The following is a 17326-nucleotide window of genomic DNA, read 5'->3' on the forward strand; positions in this document are numbered from 1 at the left end:
GTCGCCCATGGATCCCAGGTCAGCCGACATACCGCCTACCACCTCCGAAACCTCTCTTGACCCCGACGACTGGGAGGCATTCCGAGCGCTGGCGCACAACGCCGTGGACGACCTGACGGATTACCTGCAGAGCATCGCCACCCGGCCTGTGTGGCAGGCACTACCGGACGACAGCAAGGCACTGTTCAAAGAACCGGTACCACGCAAGGGGCAAGGCGCAGCCGAGGTGTACCAGCAGATCCGCGAGCACATCCTGCCCTATCCCACCGGCAATATTCACCCGAGATTCTGGAGCTGGGTGGGAGGTACCGGCACGGCCAATCAGCTGATTGCCGACATGGTCATTTCCACCATGAACTCCTGCTCGCTCGGCTTCGACGAAGCAGCGTCGTCACATGTTGAAGTGCAGGTCATAAACTGGCTGAAAGACTTGCTTGCCTACCCAGCAAACGCGAGCGGCTTGCTCGTGAGTGGCGGCTCCATGGCAAATCTTGTTGGGCTGGCCGTCGCACGCAATGCCAAAGCAGGCTACGACGTGCGCGCTACAGGTATAGACCTTGAACAACAGCCACGCCTAGTCTACTACGCATCAAGCGAAGCTCACTCCAGCATTTCCAAGGCGATCGAGGTACTGGGACTCGGCAAAGAATCACTGCACACGATCTCGGTACTTGATGACTGCACAATCGACGTGAACGCACTCAAGCGCGCAATCGAGAGCGACAAGATCGCTGGCAAACAACCCGCCTGTCTTATCGGCAATGCCGGCACCGTCAATACCGGCGCTACCGACCCATTGCAGGAACTTGCTGATATCGCACGCGAAGAAAACCTCTGGTTCCACGTTGACGGCGCATTCGGAGCGTTCGTTCGACTTAGCCCTGAATTCGCGCCGATGGCGAACGGTCTCGAGCGAGCGGATTCCGTCGCATTCGACCTGCACAAATGGTTGTACGTGCAATACAACTGCGGCGGTGTTCTGGTCCGAGATGAAAACTGCATCGAAGCACGTTCTCATCGTTACCGACTTACCTCCGGAAACTCGAACGCGGCCTTGCTGCCGGCCCGCTCAACTTTTCCGAACTTGGCGTGCAACTGTCGCGCTCTTTCGTAGCGCTTCGTGCATGGATGGCTTTGAAGAGCGAAGGTGCCGACCGCTACGCCCGGCAGATCTCACAGAATGTTCTGCAGGCGCGTTACCTTGATTCTCTGATTGCTCAACATTCTAAATTACAGCTGCTTGCGCCAACTGCAATGAACATTGTCAATTTCAGATACTGTGATGCTGGTTTGGACGACGAAAGGCTAAATCACCTCAACGAAGAAATTCTGGTGCGCTTGCACGAAGACGGTGTTGCCGCGCCGTCGTCAACCGTCCTTCAGGATCGCTTTTCCATTCGCGTTGCAATCTGCAATCACCGCAGTACCCGCTCTGATTTCGATGCGCTGGTGAATGGTGTCCTGCGACTTGGAGCGGAATTGAGCCGTGGCGCCTGATCTTTGTCAGCCTGAAAGCAGCACCACAAATGCCGCTCCCGCGTCATACTCCCTGTCCAGTGTCAGTCGGCCGCCGTGCGCGCGCGCGACCAACGTTGCAAGGTACAAACCAAGGCCGCTGCCGCCGGTATGTCGGGTGCGCGATGGATCTCCGCGAAAAAACGGCTCGCCAATGAAGTCCCGCTGATCCTCCGGTATGCCAGGACCGCGATCCTGCACCCGGATCAGTACCGAATCAGTGCGGACGTCGACTGAGAGTTCGATTGCCCCGGCACTTTCATCGGAGTAACGCAATGCGTTGCTGAGCAGGTTTTTAAGCATCAAAACGATGCGCGCTTCATCCACACGCACAGGACGATTCATCCCCGTGTAGCCAACATGAATACGGTCTGTTTCGCGGGAAAAGTAATCATTGAGCAGCCTCCCCACCAACTCGTCGATAGCGCAGTCTTCGAGATGCAACGCTGCATGCCGGCTGTTCAGGTGTTCCGCTTCGAGTAGCGTGGAAATGATTTTTTCCATCTCCACAATGTCGGCCCGCATGCCGTCCGCGTCCGTCATCGCTCCTTCCCGGTCGGCGAGCAGTTCGATAGCGAGGCGCATGCGTGACAATGGCGTTCGCAGTTCGTGACTGATGCCCAGCAACAATTGCCGTTTGGCATCGAGCATTCCACGCACGTCAGCTGCCATGTTGTTGATGTCTTCCGCCAGATCTCCGAGCTGGTCGCCACGCACGTTCTCTATGCGTTCATCAAAACGGCCCTGACCGATACGCGCGGCACCGCGCCGAATGGTACTTATCGGTCGAAACAGCCAACGAACCGCGAAATAGGCAAGCACGACCAGAGATACGCCGACACCGACAATAATCGGCATGAGGCTGCGGGTTTGGACTTCATCGGCGATGCGCGGTGAGGACACGATCAAGGAGTTTGCCCCCCGCCGAATGCGCAGGAAGCGATGACCACGAAGCTCGGCAAATTCTGCGTCCCTGAGCTGCCCCAGCAGCCGATTGGCCGGATCGCTCAGGACTTCTCCCCGGTCGAAGGTGAGTTCTGATTCTTTCGGAAAGGCAGGGTCCGAGGCCCAATCAATCTCCGGACCCGTAATCCGTATGTCGACCGGGACTTTGCGGGTAATACTAATCGCACGTTCGATGCGTGGCGGGTCACCGATGTCATCCAGCACGTACTCAATATGCAACGATAAGTGGCCACCAACGAGTTCCCGAACTTCATCGGTATCGTAGACCCAGCCGACGGCGAGAATGGCAAAAAACACGAAGGTCGCGCCGAGAACCAGAAAGATTCCCAGCAAGCGAAACGATAATGAACGCGCGAGGCGTCTAAGCATTCTGCGGCACCCGGCCAACGAACAAATAGCCCCGACCCCAGATGGTCTGAATAAAGCGTGCCGGTTTGCCGGGATCACCTAATTTGCTACGCAAGCGACTGATCATGATATCGACTGATCGGGTCAAAATTGCCGCATCGATACCCCGCAAACTTGACAATATTTCGTCGCGCGAGAGCTTCTTGCCGGCATTGCTTGCCAGCAAGACAAGCAGCTCGTATTCCATGGAGGTCAACTCGATGTCATTACCGTCAACACTTACCGTTCGCGCATCACGGTCTATCACAATCCCGTCAAAAACCATTCGTTGTTGTGGCCCACTCTGCGGTGTGGTGCGCCGTAAAATGCTCTGGATTCTCGCCACCAGCTCGCGCGGCTCGAATGGTTTTGCGATGTAGTCGTCGGCGCCTAGCTCAAGTCCGGATACGCGATCAATGACATCACCGCGAGCGGTCAACATGATGATGGGAATAGCGTCGCTCTTCCGGACTTCGCGACAAATGTCGAAGCCGTCACGGCCTGGCAACATGACGTCAAGCAGCAGCAAATCGTAATCACGGGTTTGCAAACGCTGCAAGCCTTCCACGGCTTCCCCTACGCAATCCAGCTCCATGTCGAAACGACGCAGGTACTCGCTCAACAGTTTGGAGTGCCGCTCGTCATCGTCTATCAGTAACAGGCTTTTCATTGGTTCATAATACCCGCATCAGGCTCTGGCAACTGCAGGAATCGGCCCGCTGTTACCAATTGAAACACTTGCTTACCAATTTGTTGCCATTTCTCTTGTCTCCGCAGCGATAGTCAAGCTGCACGCATGGCCGATTACCTCCGACCGTAGTGGACAACGACCTTTCCCCAAAGGACGCTCTACGAAATCGGCGACGCGAGTAGCGCTTGCCCCACAGCGCTTTACTGCCCCGCCACCGGCGGGGTTTTTTTTGCATCTTAGAATGAACGGAAGCTATCGCCGATACGTTTACTGGCCGGTCGGTCTACACCTGCATTTGCAGCGTACGTATGCCAGTTGGTACAGGCGGAAATTACCTGTTCGATGATTTGGTCAGCATCCCGTATCGAATACTTGACCGCAACAGCATCCATGTCCGAGCGCGAGATCCGATCGCGCTGTCCATTGACACTCATCTGATGCGAACGCGTCCACGTGCCCTGCGGATTCCATGCATAGATCATGTCGAACGCAGGCGATAACTGCCAACGCCCTTTCTTGTCCATCAGGTAGGCAATATTCTTTGTGTGATCGTCCTGATTACGCGCTACGACATTGAATACCATTCGGCGAAATTGCTCACGAATATCCTGCGCCGACATGCTGAGCGTTTGCATCACTTGAAACGCCTGTTCATAGCTGTGCGCCCCGGGCAGCTGATTATCCAGGTGAGCAAGCGCATAGAGCGACTGCATGTGCATTTTCACTCCGCTGGCGTCACGATCAAAACGTCGGGTCATAAAATGACTGCGTCCATTCTCTTCGAGCAAGCGGCACTCACTCATGCTGATGCCAGCGGCGACAGCCATCAGGTAGTAAGCGTATTCGATACGACCGTAACCTTGCGGATCCTGAACGCCACGCTCGCGATTCTCAACACCATCAAACTTGAGAATCCAGTATTCGAACCCTTCCGGTGCATTCGGTTTGGCCAGAGCGAATTTCTCCGCTCGTCGGATTCCACGCGATAACGGCCTTTGCGCGGGCTCCGCCGGCTGAAGTGCCAACACGCAATATGTCGTCCAGCGCTTCCGTGTAGTCGGCGGCACTGCCTTTCAAGCGAATCCGCAAGCCGTCACGGAGGTCAAGAATGTGCTGAGCCAGTTCCACCAGATGCTCCACTTCCAGCGGGACGGAGCCTTTCGGCGTACTGCGGGTTGCCGGGCGAAATTCGAGTGCCCCATGCCACGCCTGCCTATATAGCAAAGCCGCTCGACCGGATTGAAACTTGCCTTGTCGCGCCCTTCGCGGACCAGCCATTGATCCGATAATGGCATTGCCAAAATCATCGGGTAGTGAATCGGCGAGCAGTCCTGGCAAGCCCTTGAAGGACGTCTTGGCGAGTTCGGGAAAACGATAGACACGTGCTCCCAGCGGCATCATCAACGGCGACAACTCAATCCCGCTCTTTTGAAACGCAGGCGTGTACTCGAATGCGGCGAGCCCGGCCCTGTCGTCCCAGTAGACCGCACCGATCGCCCGGTCCCACAGACGTACTTCTGCAACGTCGACCGTTACCATTGCCACTCACCGTCATCCGTCGGTGTTTTGGCGGTGCTTGAAGCCCGTTGCCGGGCCCGCCCGTCGCGTTGCGCAAGCTCAACCGGGCTCGGGCCTTCGTCGAGCAATAATTGCTGCAAATCGCCCAGCGCATTCAGGGATCGCAACAGGCTGACCAAGGTATCCAGCGAACTGTTGCTTCCCGCTTCAGCATTGCGCACCGTGTTCAATGAAACGCCCGCGTGAGTCGCAAGGGCATCCTGGGTAAGGTTTGCGTTCAACCGCCGTTGTCTCAGCCGACGCCCAGTTCGCCCAAAATATCGGGATTACTCATGGATTGGAAGTTCATAATCAACACTATACTGGTATTTATAGCCCTATAACGAGTATTATCACTATTTTACTGTCGATTACAATGCTTTACTGTCGTTACCACCATCCGGCCGTTCCATACTTACCACCAGTACGCTCCAGAGCCCGCTAACGGCCTGATAGTCGCCATTCAGAAGGCACTTTTGCCTATACTCTGCGCTGCCCGGATTCGGCAACCCCAAACGAGAATGGAGGAAACACATGACCTTTCGCATGATGATCTTGAGCGCGACCGCTATGTCACTGACAGCTTGCGGGCCGGAAAGCGCCACTCCACCCGCCGCCAAATCTGCAGCCGACACCCACGTAGTCAGCGAAAGTCCGGACGCCGCTGCCCGGCGCATAGCGCAGGACAACCTCATCATCGATACGCACATTGACGTGCCCTATCGACTTGAAAAGACGCCTGCTGATGTCAGTCAGGCAACGGACTCGGGTGACTTCGACTACCCACGCGCCGTGACAGGCGGCCTGAACGTTCCCTTCATGTCGATTTATACACCGGCCAGCCTTGAAGCCGAAGGGCGTTCTAAAGAGGTTGCAGAGAGCCTCATCGACCTCGTCGAAGGACTGGTTTCGCAATCGCCAGACAAGTTCGCTATTGCCCGTTCGCCCGCGGAAGTCGATGCCCAGTTTGCGCAAGGACTCATTTCCTTGCCGCTCGGCATGGAAAACGGGTCACCGATCGAAGGCGACCTCGGCAACGTGCAACATTTCTTCGACCGCGGTATTCGCTACATAACGCTCGCTCACGGCTTGTCGAATCACATCTCGGACTCTTCCTACGACGATAACAAGCAATGGGGTGGTTTAAGCCCGTTCGGTGAGGAGGTTGTTCGCGAAATGAACCGACTGGGCATCATGGTCGATATCAGCCACGTGTCAGACGACGCATTCTGGGACGTCATGGACATCACCAGCGTACCGGTTATAGCGTCGCATTCATCGGCCCGGCATTTCACTCCAGGCTGGGAGCGCAACATGTCCGACGACATGATCGTGCGGCTGGGAGAAAACAACGGCGTGATCATGATCAATTTCGGCTCAGCCTTCATCAGCCAGGAATCCCGTGACTATGGCGACAAACGTGGCGCAGCCATGCGCGCGTGGCTCGAAGAGCGAGGCGGCGAAGCAACGGATGAAGAACGAGATGCATTCCGCGCTGAATTTGTAGCCGAGCACGGCCCTTACCCGTTCGCCACGCTCGATCAGACGCTCGACCATTTCGACCACGTGGTGAAGCTGACAGGCGGAACGGATAATGTCGGGATCGGTTCGGACTACGACGGCGTTGGGGATAGTCTGCCCATCGGTCTTAAAGATGTATCCAGTTACCCGAACCTTGTCGCCGGTCTGTTGAGTCGCGGCTATAGCGAGGACGACGTGGTAAAAATACTGGGCGGGAATTTGATGCGTGTGTGGCGTGAGATTGAAGCAGGCGCCGAATAATTAGTTTGCCTCCTCTAATCAGGCGGAGTTACCAATGAAGACAGTATCCTGGCGAAATGTGTTTGCGGCGCTTGCAGCGTTGTTTGTTGTCAGCGCCTGCTCCGAAGAGCAAGCACCAGCTGCCGACACAGTGGCTTACGATCTCGTGATCCGCAATGGAACGATCTACGACGGCAGCGGCGCTGCGCCCTACCGCGGCGACGTTGCCATTAACGGCGATCGTATCGCGGCCCTGGGCGACCTCGGCCTCGCTACAGGAGCGGAGGAAGTTGACGCTACTGGTATGGCGGTCGCGCCTGGCTTCATCAACATGCTCTCCTGGGCGACACAATCATTGATCGAAGACGGTCGCGCACTCAGCGACATACGTCAGGGCGTAACCCTCGAGATCATGGGTGAAGGCAGCTCAATGGGTCCGCTGAATTCGAGCATGAAAGCCGAACTGCAGGAGCGCCAGGGCGACATCCGTTATGACGTGAACTGGACCACGCTCGGCGAATACCTGGAAGAGCTGGAAAACCGCGGAGTGTCAGTGAACGTGGCTTCGTACATCGGCGCGGGAACCGTGCGCGTTCACGAGGTGGGTTACGATGATCGGCGTGCCACCGCCGAGGAATTGCTGCGCATGCAGGAACTGGTCCGGGCTGCAATGCGTGAAGGTGCTATCGGCGTTGGCTCATCCTTGATCTATGCCCCCGACAGTTTCGCTGATACCAACGAGTTAGTCGCGCTGGCCTCGGCGGCAGCTGAATTCGGTGGCGGCTACATCTCGCATATTCGCAGTGAAGGCAATCGCCTCGAAGAAGCGGTACAGGAGTTGATCAAGATATCGAGTCTGAGCGGCGCACCCGCTGAAATTTATCACCTCAAAGCGTCGGGCAAGAACAACTGGTTCAAGCTTGAGAACGTGTTCAACATGATCGAGGACGCCCGCGCCGCCGGTCTGAGAATATCGGCGGACATGTATTCCTACAACGCCGGCGCAACCGGACTTGATGCCACAATGCCATTGTGGGTTCAGGCGGGAGGTCACGATGCATGGGTCGAGCGTCTGAAGGACCCGGAAGTGCGCGAACTCGTCATAGCGGAGATGCATGAAGACCGCAACGACTGGGAGAACTTTTACGTGCAGGCCGGGCCGAAAACATTGGGTTGCTCGGTTTCCGGAATGAAAATCTACGACCCTTGATTGGCAAAACCTTGCAGGAAGTGGCCGACGAACGCGAACAGGACCCGGCCGCCACTGCTATTGATCTGGTCATCGAGGATGACAGCCGGGTTGACGCTGCCTTCACCTTGATGTCTGAATTCAATGTGAGCCGAAAGGCAGCAAAACCGTGGATCAGTTTTGGCTCCGACGCCGGTGCCCTGGCGGCAGAAGGTGTCTTTCTCAACTCGAGCCCACACCCGCGCGCCTATGGAAACTTTGCCAGGGTCATCAGTCGGTTTGTCCGCGAAGAAAGCCTGATGCCAATAGAAGAGGCTGTTCGACGCATGACCTCGTTGCCGGCGTTCAATACCAACATCCGCAGTCGCGGTCGTCTGAAAACGGACTACTACGCTGACGTTGTCGTTTTTGATCCCGCAACTTTCAGTGACCATGCCACTTTCGAAGAACCGCATCAGTACGCCACCGGCGTCGAGCACGTATTTGTCAACGGCGTGCAGGTCTTGAAAGATGGCGAACACACCGGAGCGACTCCAGGGCGAGTGGTCCGCGGACCCGGCTGGACTGGCTGGCCTAACAATCAACCGTTGAACTAGTAAAACACCGCATTGATGCAACGGACCGTGGCGATCGCAGGTCGCGGTGTTGTATACAGCGGCTTGAACGACCGAATCCACCGGGACAGTGGAAACGAGTTAGCTACATCAACTACTGAAATAGAGTTTGTAGACCAGAAAAACCGCGAACAATGTAAACGCCATACTAATTCAGTCGGCAGTTCATTGGGTTGTAGTCCTTCATGAAGGTCTGACGCGGTGGCTTCGGATTCAGACGAACGGATGCCCGATCAACCAGTACTTTTGCATTTGCGAGGCCAATGCCGGTCGACTCCATGAGCAAATTGATTGCGACGACCTTGCGGCCCTGCTTGATTGCTACGACGACATCGGCGGGCAATTCGTCTTCAGTTAATACGACTTCTGGGTTCATTCTTGTGCGTTTACGGCCAGTCCTTCGGTTATGAAAACTTAACAAAATACTGCCCGCAATTTATCCGAACAGTTCTCATTTCGCCAGTTAAAAAACGACCGTTTCGGCCCAAATACCTTATGTCTGGCAAGGCTGCTAGCCACTACCTGGACGGGGCGAAACGTACATCGGCACCGTCGCCCGAGAGACCTCTTTGCCATGCTCGTCGCGTACCGAAACGTTCACAATTATGTCCTGCGCCGGGCCGTAGTCGACAGCAGGTAGTAAGGCGGTCGCAGTGACATCGCTTTCAGCGCGCGCGAGATACTCAATCGTCATCCCACGCGGAATCCAGCGCTGTTCTGCGGGGATACTCGCCTCCATCATCGTACCCGCTGCCAGCTCCGCCAGATTGGCCATTGCGATAGCGTGGACGGTACCAAGGTGATTCTGAACCTTGCGGCGCTTCTTGAGCCGCACTACCGCGCGACCCGGCCCAGCTCAAGAATGGTCGGAGATATGGAGGCGAAAAACGGCGCCCTGAAACACACGACACGGGTAAACAGCCAGCGTCCAAAGCTCGTGCCGGCGAGTTTCTTCCATGTGCGGAAGGCACGCGACAAGGTGCTAGAACGCGTTCATCAGGGTTGCCACGCCCAGTCAAAATTATCCCTGTTCGGCATTTTCACCAGCGGCAAACTCTGCGCATCGATAACCGCATCGGCCTCAATGACCCCATTCAGGTGCAACAGGTAGGCAGTCACTGCGTAGATTTCGTCGTCTTTCAGGCTGCCCGGCGCGGTGTACGGCATGGCCCGCCGAACATAATCGAACAATGTTGTCGCATAAGGCCAATAGCTACCGATGGTCTTGACCGGTTGATTCGATTGCAGACTGCCATGCCCTCCTGCCAGTCGGTCATTCGGACCGTCTTCGCCGTTGACACCGTGACAGGCTACACACTGCTGCAAGTAAACCCGTTCGCCCGTTGCAGCGGTTCCCGAACCGGCCGGTAAACCAGCACCATCAGGCATGATCGTGAAATTGACTGCATCGGCTTCAGCCGCCGACAATTCCTCGCCCAGTTGCGGCGACTCGGTGTCAGCGAAGGCGAATGCGGGCAAAAGGCAGGCGAGTCGCAACCAGTTACGCGTAGACATTGCGCACCTCCCCCTGGCGATGGATCGCCCAGGCCTGAATCCCGTTGTAATGGTAAAAAGAATTGCTCGCCCTGCCTGCCAGTACCTGCGTCCGGGTGGGCTGGATATCGCCGCGCTCGTCAGTCGCGCGACTGAGAATCACGGCAGGCTCACCGTCCCAGTGCCATGCGCTGCGAAAGCGGGTAACGCTCATTGGCAATACGCTGTCATCGAGAGCCGCATCTGCCCAGCTCTTGCCCCCGTCCGCGGACACTTCAACCCGTCTGATTCGCCCTCCGCCCGACCAGGCAACGCCTTTTACCTGATAGATGCCCGGTGGCCCCAAAGCCAGCCCGGGAGACGGACTCGTAATCAGCGATTTGACGCCCATTGGGTAAGTGAACAGCTGCGCCCGCCCGTTGTCTGCGAGGTCCGAGTATCGGGACGTTTCGTCCTTGGTCATCGCTGGCGCCGACGTGACCCGCACATTACGCAACCACTTCACGCACATGTTGCCCTCCCACCCAGGAAGGAACAGCCGCATTGGATAACCATTACCTGGCCGCAGCGGTTCGCCATTCTGGTACAGGGCAACGATGGCATCGTCCATGACTTTCTGCATTGGCACGCTACGACTCATCATGGCGGCATCGGCGCCGTCCGCCACTATCCATGAGGCGTCTTTCTCAACCCCCGCTTCATCCAGCAACACTGACAGCGGTACGCCGCCCCACTCACTCGTAGACAGCAAGCCGTGCAATTCGCCGCAAGTGGCATCCCGCGGTTCCGGGGCGAGCATGCCGCCGCTGTTGCCCGAACATTCGAGAAACTGAATCCTCGAGACTGTCGGGTAACGCAATAGAGATTCCAGGCTGAACGACAACGGGCGTTTTACGAGCCCGGTGATGTAAAGACGATGCTGCGCGGGATCAATATCGGGGATCCCGCTGTGATGACGTTCGAAATGCAGACGACTCGGGGTAATGATCCCATCCAGGTGTTCGAGCGGCGTACGGGAGACCCCGGTGCCTGTCGTGCCCGGTTGCGAACCGATGCCAACGCGTTTGATATGTGCGGTATGCGACGAAGGCGCCCCGCTGTCAGTCATCGGTGCACCGGGCTGACTGCTCCACGGTTCCCGCGTTTTGCCGACCGCCTGGGCGCTTAGCAAACCTGCACTAACACCAACGCCAGCCCGCAGAAAAACCCGTCGATCCAGCAGCCCATTACCTGCTGCGTAATCGTCACACGATTTAGTGTCTTGCATTAATCTCCCCCCGATAATTCACCTGACCTGACACTGCAAGCCGGCCTCTGTTCGCTTCGCAGGCATTTTGATAGCCTTAGCCGTGTAGCCATTCTGCTCCACATAACTTCACTCTGCCACATACCCGGCAATAACGCTCTTGCCAGACACCGGCGATCGTTGCAGCCGGTCCGAATGAGTTTGCCAACGGAGTTACTGATGAGAACACGCGTACCGTTACTAATGCTGTGTGCTGCAGCATCGCTAATCGCCTGCAGTGACCGGGCCAACGACGAACCCGCCGCCAGCTCGGGCGATGCCTATGACAGTCGTTACCGCGCGCTACCGGCAACAGACACACTGCTCAGCGGCGCGACAGTGCTGACAGGAACCGGGGAGCGCCTGGATAACGCCGATGTACTCCTGCAAGACGGGCGTATCCTGGCTGTTGGCCAGGGTATCAAGGCCCCCGATGCCGAACGCGTTGATGCCAGCGGTCTGTGGGTGACGCCCGGCATCATCGACGTCCATTCACACCTGGGCGTCTATCCCAGCCCTGGCGTGGATGCCCATTCCGACGGCAACGAAGCGACAGCCGCCAACACCGCCGAAGTCTGGGCCGAACACAGTGTCTGGCCGCAAGACCCGGGCTTTGTCGCGGCCTTGGCCGGCGGCATTACCTCGCTACAAATATTGCCGGGCTCGGCGAATCTGTTTGGCGGTCGCGGCGTTACGCTTAAGAATGTACCCGGCACTTCAGTCATGGACATGAAGTTTCCAGGCGCGCCCTATGGCCTGAAGATGGCCTGTGGTGAGAATCCTAAACGGGTGTATGGCAGTCGCGGTACGCCGCCTTCAACCCGGATGGGAAATGTCGCGGGCTACCGCAGTGCCTGGATCGCGGCTGCGCAATACCGGGACAAGATCCACAAGGCCGCGAACGGCGAAGGCGAAGCACCCGAACGCGATCTCCAACTCGAAACGTTGGCGGGTGTACTGGATGGCGAAATTCTGATTCACAATCATTGTCTGCCGTGCCGATGAAATGGCCGTCATGCTCGAAATCGCGAAGGAATTCGATTATCAAATCACTGCCTTTCACCACGCGGTCGAGGCCTACAAGATTCCGCAACTGCTGGCAGAGAACAACGTTTGCGCCGCCGTCTGGGCGGACTGGTGGGGTTTCAAGATGGAAGCCTACGACGGTATCCGCGAAAATGCGGCGATCATCGACGCTGCGGAGGCCTGCGCCGTTATACATTCGGATGACGATCTGGGCATTCAACGGCTGAACCAGGAAAGCGCCGAAGTTTATGGGCGCAGCGGCCGAAGCGGGAATCGAGATACCCCCAGAGCGCGCTATTCGCTGGATAACGTCGAACGCTGCTCAAGCACTCGGCATCCTGGATCAAACCGGTACGCTGGAAGCAGACAAAATGGCAGACATAACAGTCTGGAGCGGGAATCCGTTCAGCGTCTACACAACAGTGGAACGCGTTTACATTGACGGTGCGCTGGTCTACGACCGCCAGCAACCGGCAATAAACCCGTTGACTGATTTCAGCCTTGGTACGACGGCTTCCGCAGGAGGTGCCAAATGAACTGTCGCTTTGCACTTCTGTTGATTTCTCTGCTGCCATTAGCCTTGCAGGCGGAAACGATTGCCATTACCGGCGCGCGCGTGCATACCGTGAGCGATCGCGGCACTCTGGAAAACGCCACTGTGATCATTGAAGATGGCGTAATTAAAGAACTAGGCAACAACCTAGTCGCCCCACCCGGCGCAACGGTGGTGGACGCCAAGGGCAAGATTGTGACCCCCGGACTGTTTTCTGCCATGGGCCAACTGGGCCTGACCGAAGTGAGCGCCGTTGGGGGCACCGTGGACTTCATCCAACGCGGCGAACAGTTCAGCGCGGCTTTCGATGTTGCCGATGCTTACAACCGCCGCTCGACATTGATCGCCGTCAATCGTATTGAAGGCATCACGCGTGCCGCCGTCGTCGCCGTCGGGCGCCGGCGGACCGGGTAGAGGCTGGTCAGTTCAGTCACATTTTTTCCGGCCTCGGCGCAATTGTGCAGCTCGGGGACAGCGCAGACTCAGTGGTTCGACGAACAGGCCGCAATGGTCGTGCACCTCGGCGAAGGCGGTAGCAGTCTGGCTGGCGCGTTCCAGAGCAGCCGCCTTGCTCCAGCTTCGACAGTCCTTGAATGATGCTCTGGATTACGCCGGCCACAAGGACGAATTCGAACGCGGCAGTCGGCGCGCCTACTTCCCTCAGCCAGTCAGACCTCGAAGCACTGCAAGCCGTGATTGAAGGCACCTTGCCTTTGATCGTCCACGTGGACCGGGCGAGTGATATTGAAGTCCTGCTCGCCATGGCCGAGGAATACAATTTGCGTCTGTTGATCGCTGGTGGAACGGAAGAACGATCGGATGGTTGCCGAACGACTTGCTGATGCGGGTATTGGCGTTATTCTCGACTCCATCAACAATTTGCCCGGCAGTTTTGACAAACTGAACGCGCGTCTCGATGCAGCCGCATTGTTGGCGGATGCAGGTGTTGCCATTGCCTTTGGCGGCAGCAGCGTCCAAACGCACAACGCGCGTAACATCACACAGGCAGCAGGCATCGCGGTTGCCAACGGATTGACGTGGGAAACAGCGTTACGCGCACTCACGCTTACACCCGCCGGTTGCTTACGGCGTTGCTGATCGAAGTGGAAGTATTGTCGCGGGCAAAGACGCCGATATTGTCATCTGGGCCGACGATCCTCTGGAGTTGAGCAGCTTTTACCCCGAGCAGGTGTACATCAAGGGTGAACGTATACCGATGCAAAGCCGGCAAACCCTGTTGCGGGACCGCTACCTGAAAACGAGCAGCGAATTACCGCCCGCTTTCCGGCATTGATCCGGCGCCGCCTGCGGCAGATTCAATCTGTCGCAGGCGTTTCTGGATGTCAGAGTCGGTGCAGTATCATTCTGACTAAGAGCCAAGGCACGCAATGCGTAGTCGCGGGCGCAGCCCCAGGTCGCCCGCTTTTCGACACAACTCCGCGCGGGTTACATACAACGGTTGATAGCGAAACAGCGCGGGTTCCTGCTTCCAACTCATCGAGCGTCGCAACGGCGGCTTCAGTGCCACCGGCAAAGTGACGCGCGACCGTCGCGTTCAGTTTGATCACCAGCGACGGCTGCGCCGTATACAGGAGACCGTACAAGTCGCGTATTTGCAGCCAATCCGTTTCCTCGAAGCTATCGGCGCTGGCATGCACGGCGCTGATCATCGCCTGCAGCAGATACGGCCCGGGCCGACCCAGCGCGGCTGCTTCGACGATCATGTCCTGGCCGTCCGCAATCATCGTACGGTCCCACGAGCGCCGATCCTGCTCTTCGAGCGTGACCAGCTCGTTGCTGTTATCGAGTCGCGCTGTGCTGCGTGAGCCATGCAAAAGCATTAACGCGTGGAATCCCAGCACCTCGCTATCCGGTGGCAACAGTCGGCGCAGCATGCCGATAGAGATTTATGGCTTCATCGTAGAGCGAATGACGTATGAGCTGATCGCCTTCGGGTTGCCGACCAGCTCTCGTTAAAGATCAGATAGATAACGGCGAGCACACTGTGAAGCCTTTCGGGCAACTGTTCCGGATCGGGTACACGGAAGGGAATCGCCGCCTCGCGAATCTTGCGCTTGGCACGCACGATGCGCTGACCCATTGTGGTTTCGGCGCTCAGGAACGCACGCGCCAGTTCGGACGTGCGGAATCCACACAATGCTTTCAGGGTCAGTGCAACCTGAGCGGACGGTCGCGACGCCGGATGACAACAGGTGAATATCAGACGCAAGCGTTCATCGGGAATCAACTCGTCGTCCTCCACCGCCGGGAATACCTCTCGCTGGTCGGCGAGGACTCCAAGCTCGGTTTCCTTGGTGACCTTCTGGCGATCATGGCGCAGGTGATCAATAACCCTGCGCCGGGCAACCGTCAGTAACCAGGCCACCGGGGTGCGCGGATACCCCAGCGGCAGGCCAGCGCTGCAATGCCTCAATGAATGCGTCCTGCAGGGCATCTTCGGCCAGCGAAAAATCGCCGAAATCTTTGACCAACGTTGCAAGCACCCGCCCCCACTGGTCGCGCACAAGTGCAGCGACCGTGCGGGCAAGCTCTTGCACGTTCGGCGGTTCAGTCAAATTGCATGATGGGTCGAAGTCTGGACCCGAACCGAACTCAGCGCCCGGTATCTTGGCCGCATACGCGATGGCTTCGTCGAGGTCTTTGCCGATTCGCAACCAGGTAGTAGCCACCCAGCACTTCCCGGGTCTGAGCGAACGGCCCGTCAGTGGTTTCAACTTTGCCGCCACGCACCCTCACGGTGGTTGCAGTGTCGATGTCCTGTAAGCCGTTGCCGCCGAGCATCGCCCCCTTTTCGGCAGCTTCGTTGCTTAACGACTCATAGCCGGCAATGTAGGCATCCGGTTTCCTTGCTGCCCGGTTTCGGCTCCCCGCTGTCCGCGGCTGCATAGATCAATAACAGGTATTGCACTTTGGTATCTCCTGGTTGGCGCTCGCCGATTTGGCCCGCCTTCAACACCCTGACGGATGGGCCATTCGGTTTTGGACGCAAACGTGCCCGGTTCTTTTTTCCGGCTCAGCCCTACGCCAGCGCCTGCTCCAGATCGCGAATCAGATCGTCAGTGTCTTCGATCCCGATTGACAAGCGCAGCAGGTCGGCAGGAATCGGGCTGTCCGGTCCCTGCGAATGAGAATCGCGATGTTCTATCAAACTCTCCACACCACCCAGTGACGTCGCGCCGGATGAATACCTGACACCGGCGTGCGACTTCCAGCGCCGCCACAGCACCGCCGGTCACCCGCAGCGACAACATGTCCACCAAACCCTCCCGACATTTGTTCGCTTGCCACGGCGTGCCGCGGGTGTGTCGGTAGCCCCCGGGTAAAGAACACCCAGCAATTTTGGGTGGCCCGAAAAATGCTGAGCGATCGCCATAGCAGAGTGACTTGCCGCTCGAACCCGCAAGAACAAGGTACGCATGCCGCGCTGCAACAGCCATGCCTCGAAACCACCGAGGATTGCGCCACCGTCGGCGCGCACATGCCGGATCGCGTCCCATTGTTCATTCTGGCGAGCCGTAATCAGCGCGCCCGCCGCCAGCGTCACCGTGTCCGTTGAGATACTTGGTTGCCGAGTGCATGACAATGTCCGCGCCGAGCCGCAAAGGCTGGCACAACGCGGGTGTGGCCGCCGTTTGAATCAACCGCAAGTTGCGCGCCCGCCGCATGCGCTATGCGCGCCGATGCCGCGATATCGATGACGTCCACAGGTCGGATTGCGCGGAGACTCAATCCACGCCAGCTTCGTCTTGCCGGCTTTGAGCAGCGTTTCATCCAGGCCGCGCGGCTCATTGGCATCGAACAGCTCCAACTCAATACCCCATTGCGAGCGGAATGTACCGGGCCAGAGTGCGCAGTCCCCAATACATTACTTTTGGTGCAACGATGTGGTCTCCGGGACGCAATGTTTGCGCGATAGCCATTGCCGCCGCCATGCCAGAACTGAACAGCAAAGCATCGCTGCCACCTTCCAGTTCGCAAAGCATTGCCTCGGCGGTTGGGAGCGTCGGATTCTGAGTCCCGGGCGTAACTGTACTCGTCGGCGATGAGTTGGTAGTCGGGATCGCGAGCGAACGTCGTCGATGGCTGTATCGGCGGAATCACACTCCCCGTTTGCTTATCAACATAGTGCAGTCCCTGTGCAACCCGCGTGGCCGGCTTTTGCCTCTCCGTCATTTCGGCGTCCTGAGCTGCTGTTGAATGAACTGCCGTGTGTCGTGCAGAAGCCGGGTCCGTGACGGTTCATTGAGCGTCATTAATGTGACCGCCT

General features: G+C 57.6%; 23 protein-coding genes and 3 pseudogenes. 10 read left to right on the top strand and 16 right to left on the bottom strand.

Annotated elements, in window-relative coordinates; genetic code table 11:
• Positions 1-7: 7 nt before the first annotated feature.
• Positions 8-1114: a pyridoxal phosphate-dependent decarboxylase family protein gene (locus AC0L8N_RS18575; protein WP_473669899.1), complete on the top strand. Its 1107-nt coding sequence runs from the start codon at positions 8-10 to the stop codon at positions 1112-1114.
• Positions 997-1497, top strand: coding sequence for a pyridoxal-dependent decarboxylase (locus AC0L8N_RS18580; RefSeq protein WP_473670239.1), 501 nt, complete (start codon positions 997-999; stop codon positions 1495-1497). The genes AC0L8N_RS18575 and AC0L8N_RS18580 overlap by 118 nt, the downstream gene beginning before the upstream one ends.
• A gap of 6 nt (positions 1498-1503) precedes the next feature.
• Here AC0L8N_RS18580 and AC0L8N_RS18585 read toward each other — a convergent pair whose 3' ends face one another.
• The 4 genes and pseudogenes from AC0L8N_RS18585 to AC0L8N_RS18600 all read right to left on the bottom strand — a co-directional run bounded on the left by AC0L8N_RS18585 (position 1504) and on the right by AC0L8N_RS18600 (position 5373).
• Positions 1504-2850, bottom strand: a complete 1347-nt coding sequence (locus AC0L8N_RS18585; protein ID WP_473669901.1) for a HAMP domain-containing sensor histidine kinase — start codon at positions 2848-2850, stop codon at positions 1504-1506.
• Entirely contained in the window at positions 2843-3538 is a 696-nt protein-coding gene (locus AC0L8N_RS18590) for a response regulator transcription factor (protein WP_473669903.1), read from the bottom strand. Before AC0L8N_RS18590 ends, AC0L8N_RS18585 begins: the two co-directional genes overlap by 8 nt.
• A 257-nt stretch (positions 3539-3795) precedes the next feature.
• Positions 3796-5098 (bottom strand): annotated as a pseudogene (locus AC0L8N_RS18595) (type II toxin-antitoxin system HipA family toxin).
• Positions 5092-5373, bottom strand: a complete 282-nt coding sequence (locus AC0L8N_RS18600) for a helix-turn-helix transcriptional regulator (RefSeq protein ID WP_473670241.1) — start codon at positions 5371-5373, stop codon at positions 5092-5094. The pseudogene AC0L8N_RS18595 and the gene AC0L8N_RS18600 overlap by 7 nt, the downstream one beginning before the upstream one ends.
• A gap of 277 nt (positions 5374-5650) precedes the next feature.
• Here AC0L8N_RS18600 and AC0L8N_RS18605 point away from each other — a divergent pair, with 277 nt between their 5' ends.
• From AC0L8N_RS18605 to AC0L8N_RS18615, 3 genes are read left to right on the top strand one after another with little or no spacing between them, the layout of a single operon-like run.
• A complete protein-coding gene (locus tag AC0L8N_RS18605) occupies positions 5651-6898 on the top strand; it encodes a dipeptidase (RefSeq protein ID WP_473669905.1) in 1248 nt (415 codons plus the stop codon).
• Positions 6899-6932: 34 nt separating this feature from the next.
• Positions 6933-8087: an N-acyl-D-amino-acid deacylase family protein gene (locus AC0L8N_RS18610; protein WP_473669907.1), complete on the top strand. Its 1155-nt coding sequence runs from the start codon at positions 6933-6935 to the stop codon at positions 8085-8087.
• Positions 8084-8662 carry an amidohydrolase family protein gene (locus AC0L8N_RS18615; protein ID WP_473669909.1) on the top strand — a complete coding sequence of 193 codons (579 nt, stop codon included), beginning with the start codon at positions 8084-8086 and terminating at the stop codon, positions 8660-8662. The genes AC0L8N_RS18610 and AC0L8N_RS18615 overlap by 4 nt, the downstream gene beginning before the upstream one ends.
• A gap of 166 nt (positions 8663-8828) precedes the next feature.
• Here AC0L8N_RS18615 and AC0L8N_RS18620 read toward each other — a convergent pair whose 3' ends face one another.
• The 4 genes from AC0L8N_RS18620 to soxC form a co-directional block, all read right to left on the bottom strand.
• Positions 8829-9056, bottom strand: coding sequence for a hypothetical protein (locus AC0L8N_RS18620; protein WP_473669911.1), 228 nt, complete (start codon positions 9054-9056; stop codon positions 8829-8831).
• A gap of 135 nt (positions 9057-9191) precedes the next feature.
• Entirely contained in the window at positions 9192-9515 is a 324-nt protein-coding gene (locus tag AC0L8N_RS18625) for a hotdog fold domain-containing protein (protein WP_473669913.1), read from the bottom strand.
• Between the two features lie 161 nt (positions 9516-9676).
• Positions 9677-10195: a c-type cytochrome gene (locus tag AC0L8N_RS18630; protein ID WP_473669915.1), complete on the bottom strand. Its 519-nt coding sequence runs from the start codon at positions 10193-10195 to the stop codon at positions 9677-9679.
• Positions 10182-11441 (bottom strand): sulfite dehydrogenase, encoded by a 1260-nt coding sequence (gene soxC / locus AC0L8N_RS18635; RefSeq protein ID WP_473669917.1) that lies wholly within the window; start codon positions 11439-11441, stop codon positions 10182-10184. Before soxC ends, AC0L8N_RS18630 begins: the two co-directional genes overlap by 14 nt.
• 198 nt (positions 11442-11639) lie before the next feature.
• Here soxC and AC0L8N_RS18640 point away from each other — a divergent pair.
• The 5 genes and pseudogenes from AC0L8N_RS18640 (at position 11640) to AC0L8N_RS18660 (ending at position 14332) form a co-directional block, all read left to right on the top strand.
• Positions 11640-13021: pseudogene (locus AC0L8N_RS18640) on the top strand (amidohydrolase).
• Positions 13018-13452 carry a hypothetical protein gene (locus AC0L8N_RS18645; RefSeq protein ID WP_473669919.1) on the top strand — a complete coding sequence of 145 codons (435 nt, stop codon included), beginning with the start codon at positions 13018-13020 and terminating at the stop codon, positions 13450-13452. Before AC0L8N_RS18640 ends, AC0L8N_RS18645 begins: the two are co-directional and overlap by 4 nt.
• 179 nt (positions 13453-13631) lie before the next feature.
• Positions 13632-13880, top strand: coding sequence for a hypothetical protein (locus tag AC0L8N_RS18650; protein WP_473669921.1), 249 nt, complete (start codon positions 13632-13634; stop codon positions 13878-13880).
• Positions 13837-14136 (top strand): hypothetical protein, encoded by a 300-nt coding sequence (locus tag AC0L8N_RS18655; protein WP_473669923.1) that lies wholly within the window; start codon positions 13837-13839, stop codon positions 14134-14136. Before AC0L8N_RS18650 ends, AC0L8N_RS18655 begins: the two co-directional genes overlap by 44 nt.
• 13 nt (positions 14137-14149) lie before the next feature.
• Positions 14150-14332 carry a hypothetical protein gene (locus tag AC0L8N_RS18660; protein WP_473670243.1) on the top strand — a complete coding sequence of 61 codons (183 nt, stop codon included), beginning with the start codon at positions 14150-14152 and terminating at the stop codon, positions 14330-14332.
• Positions 14333-14381: 49 nt separating this feature from the next.
• On the opposite strand, the gene AC0L8N_RS18665 is transcribed toward AC0L8N_RS18660, so the two are convergent.
• The 8 genes and pseudogenes from AC0L8N_RS18665 to AC0L8N_RS18700 form a co-directional block, all read right to left on the bottom strand.
• The gene (locus AC0L8N_RS18665; RefSeq protein ID WP_473669925.1) at positions 14382-14933 is read right to left on the bottom strand and encodes a DUF6596 domain-containing protein; all 552 of its coding nucleotides are present in this window, start codon (positions 14931-14933) and stop codon (positions 14382-14384) included.
• 20 nt (positions 14934-14953) lie between these two features.
• Positions 14954-15424, bottom strand: a complete 471-nt coding sequence (locus tag AC0L8N_RS18670) for a hypothetical protein (protein WP_473669927.1) — start codon at positions 15422-15424, stop codon at positions 14954-14956.
• The gene (locus tag AC0L8N_RS18675; protein WP_473669929.1) at positions 15384-15728 is read right to left on the bottom strand and encodes a hypothetical protein; all 345 of its coding nucleotides are present in this window, start codon (positions 15726-15728) and stop codon (positions 15384-15386) included. The genes AC0L8N_RS18670 and AC0L8N_RS18675 overlap by 41 nt, the downstream gene beginning before the upstream one ends.
• Complete coding sequence (locus tag AC0L8N_RS18680) at positions 15652-15945, bottom strand: YciI family protein (protein WP_473669931.1); 294 nt, start codon at positions 15943-15945, stop codon at positions 15652-15654. Before AC0L8N_RS18680 ends, AC0L8N_RS18675 begins: the two co-directional genes overlap by 77 nt.
• A gap of 133 nt (positions 15946-16078) precedes the next feature.
• Positions 16079-16603 (bottom strand): annotated as a pseudogene (locus tag AC0L8N_RS18685) (PLP-dependent transferase).
• Positions 16560-16724, bottom strand: coding sequence for a PLP-dependent transferase (locus AC0L8N_RS18690; RefSeq protein ID WP_473669933.1), 165 nt, complete (start codon positions 16722-16724; stop codon positions 16560-16562). Before AC0L8N_RS18690 ends, AC0L8N_RS18685 begins: the two are co-directional and overlap by 44 nt.
• The gene (locus AC0L8N_RS18695) at positions 16697-16867 is read right to left on the bottom strand and encodes a hypothetical protein (protein ID WP_473670260.1); all 171 of its coding nucleotides are present in this window, start codon (positions 16865-16867) and stop codon (positions 16697-16699) included. Before AC0L8N_RS18695 ends, AC0L8N_RS18690 begins: the two co-directional genes overlap by 28 nt.
• A 1-nt stretch (position 16868) precedes the next feature.
• Positions 16869-17042, bottom strand: coding sequence for a PLP-dependent transferase (locus AC0L8N_RS18700; protein ID WP_473669935.1), 174 nt, complete (start codon positions 17040-17042; stop codon positions 16869-16871).
• Positions 17043-17326 lie beyond the last annotated feature (284 nt).

It is taken from the genome of Woeseia sp. D3-10 (genome assembly GCF_055809415.1).

What these genes read in the sequence shown, in the direction of transcription:
- AC0L8N_RS18575 (WP_473669899.1), top strand. Translation starts at nt 8, where the DNA reads ATGGATCCCAGGTCAGCCGACATACCGCCTACCACCTCCGAAACCTCT.
- AC0L8N_RS18585 (WP_473669901.1), bottom strand. Translation starts at nt 2,850, where the DNA reads ATGCTTAGACGCCTCGCGCGTTCATTATCGTTTCGCTTGCTGGGAATC.
- AC0L8N_RS18590 (WP_473669903.1), bottom strand. Translation starts at nt 3,538, where the DNA reads ATGAAAAGCCTGTTACTGATAGACGATGACGAGCGGCACTCCAAACTG.
- AC0L8N_RS18605 (WP_473669905.1), top strand. Translation starts at nt 5,651, where the DNA reads ATGACCTTTCGCATGATGATCTTGAGCGCGACCGCTATGTCACTGACA.
- AC0L8N_RS18610 (WP_473669907.1), top strand. Translation starts at nt 6,933, where the DNA reads ATGAAGACAGTATCCTGGCGAAATGTGTTTGCGGCGCTTGCAGCGTTG.
- AC0L8N_RS18620 (WP_473669911.1), bottom strand. Translation starts at nt 9,056, where the DNA reads ATGAACCCAGAAGTCGTATTAACTGAAGACGAATTGCCCGCCGATGTC.
- AC0L8N_RS18630 (WP_473669915.1), bottom strand. Translation starts at nt 10,195, where the DNA reads ATGTCTACGCGTAACTGGTTGCGACTCGCCTGCCTTTTGCCCGCATTC.
- soxC (WP_473669917.1), bottom strand. Translation starts at nt 11,441, where the DNA reads ATGCAAGACACTAAATCGTGTGACGATTACGCAGCAGGTAATGGGCTG.
- AC0L8N_RS18645 (WP_473669919.1), top strand. Translation starts at nt 13,018, where the DNA reads ATGAACTGTCGCTTTGCACTTCTGTTGATTTCTCTGCTGCCATTAGCC.
- AC0L8N_RS18650 (WP_473669921.1), top strand. Translation starts at nt 13,632, where the DNA reads ATGATGCTCTGGATTACGCCGGCCACAAGGACGAATTCGAACGCGGCA.
- AC0L8N_RS18665 (WP_473669925.1), bottom strand. Translation starts at nt 14,933, where the DNA reads ATGCTGCGCCGACTGTTGCCACCGGATAGCGAGGTGCTGGGATTCCAC.
- AC0L8N_RS18680 (WP_473669931.1), bottom strand. Translation starts at nt 15,945, where the DNA reads ATGCAGCCGCGGACAGCGGGGAGCCGAAACCGGGCAGCAAGGAAACCG.
- AC0L8N_RS18690 (WP_473669933.1), bottom strand. Translation starts at nt 16,724, where the DNA reads ATGCGGCGGGCGCGCAACTTGCGGTTGATTCAAACGGCGGCCACACCC.
- AC0L8N_RS18700 (WP_473669935.1), bottom strand. Translation starts at nt 17,042, where the DNA reads ATGCTTTGCGAACTGGAAGGTGGCAGCGATGCTTTGCTGTTCAGTTCT.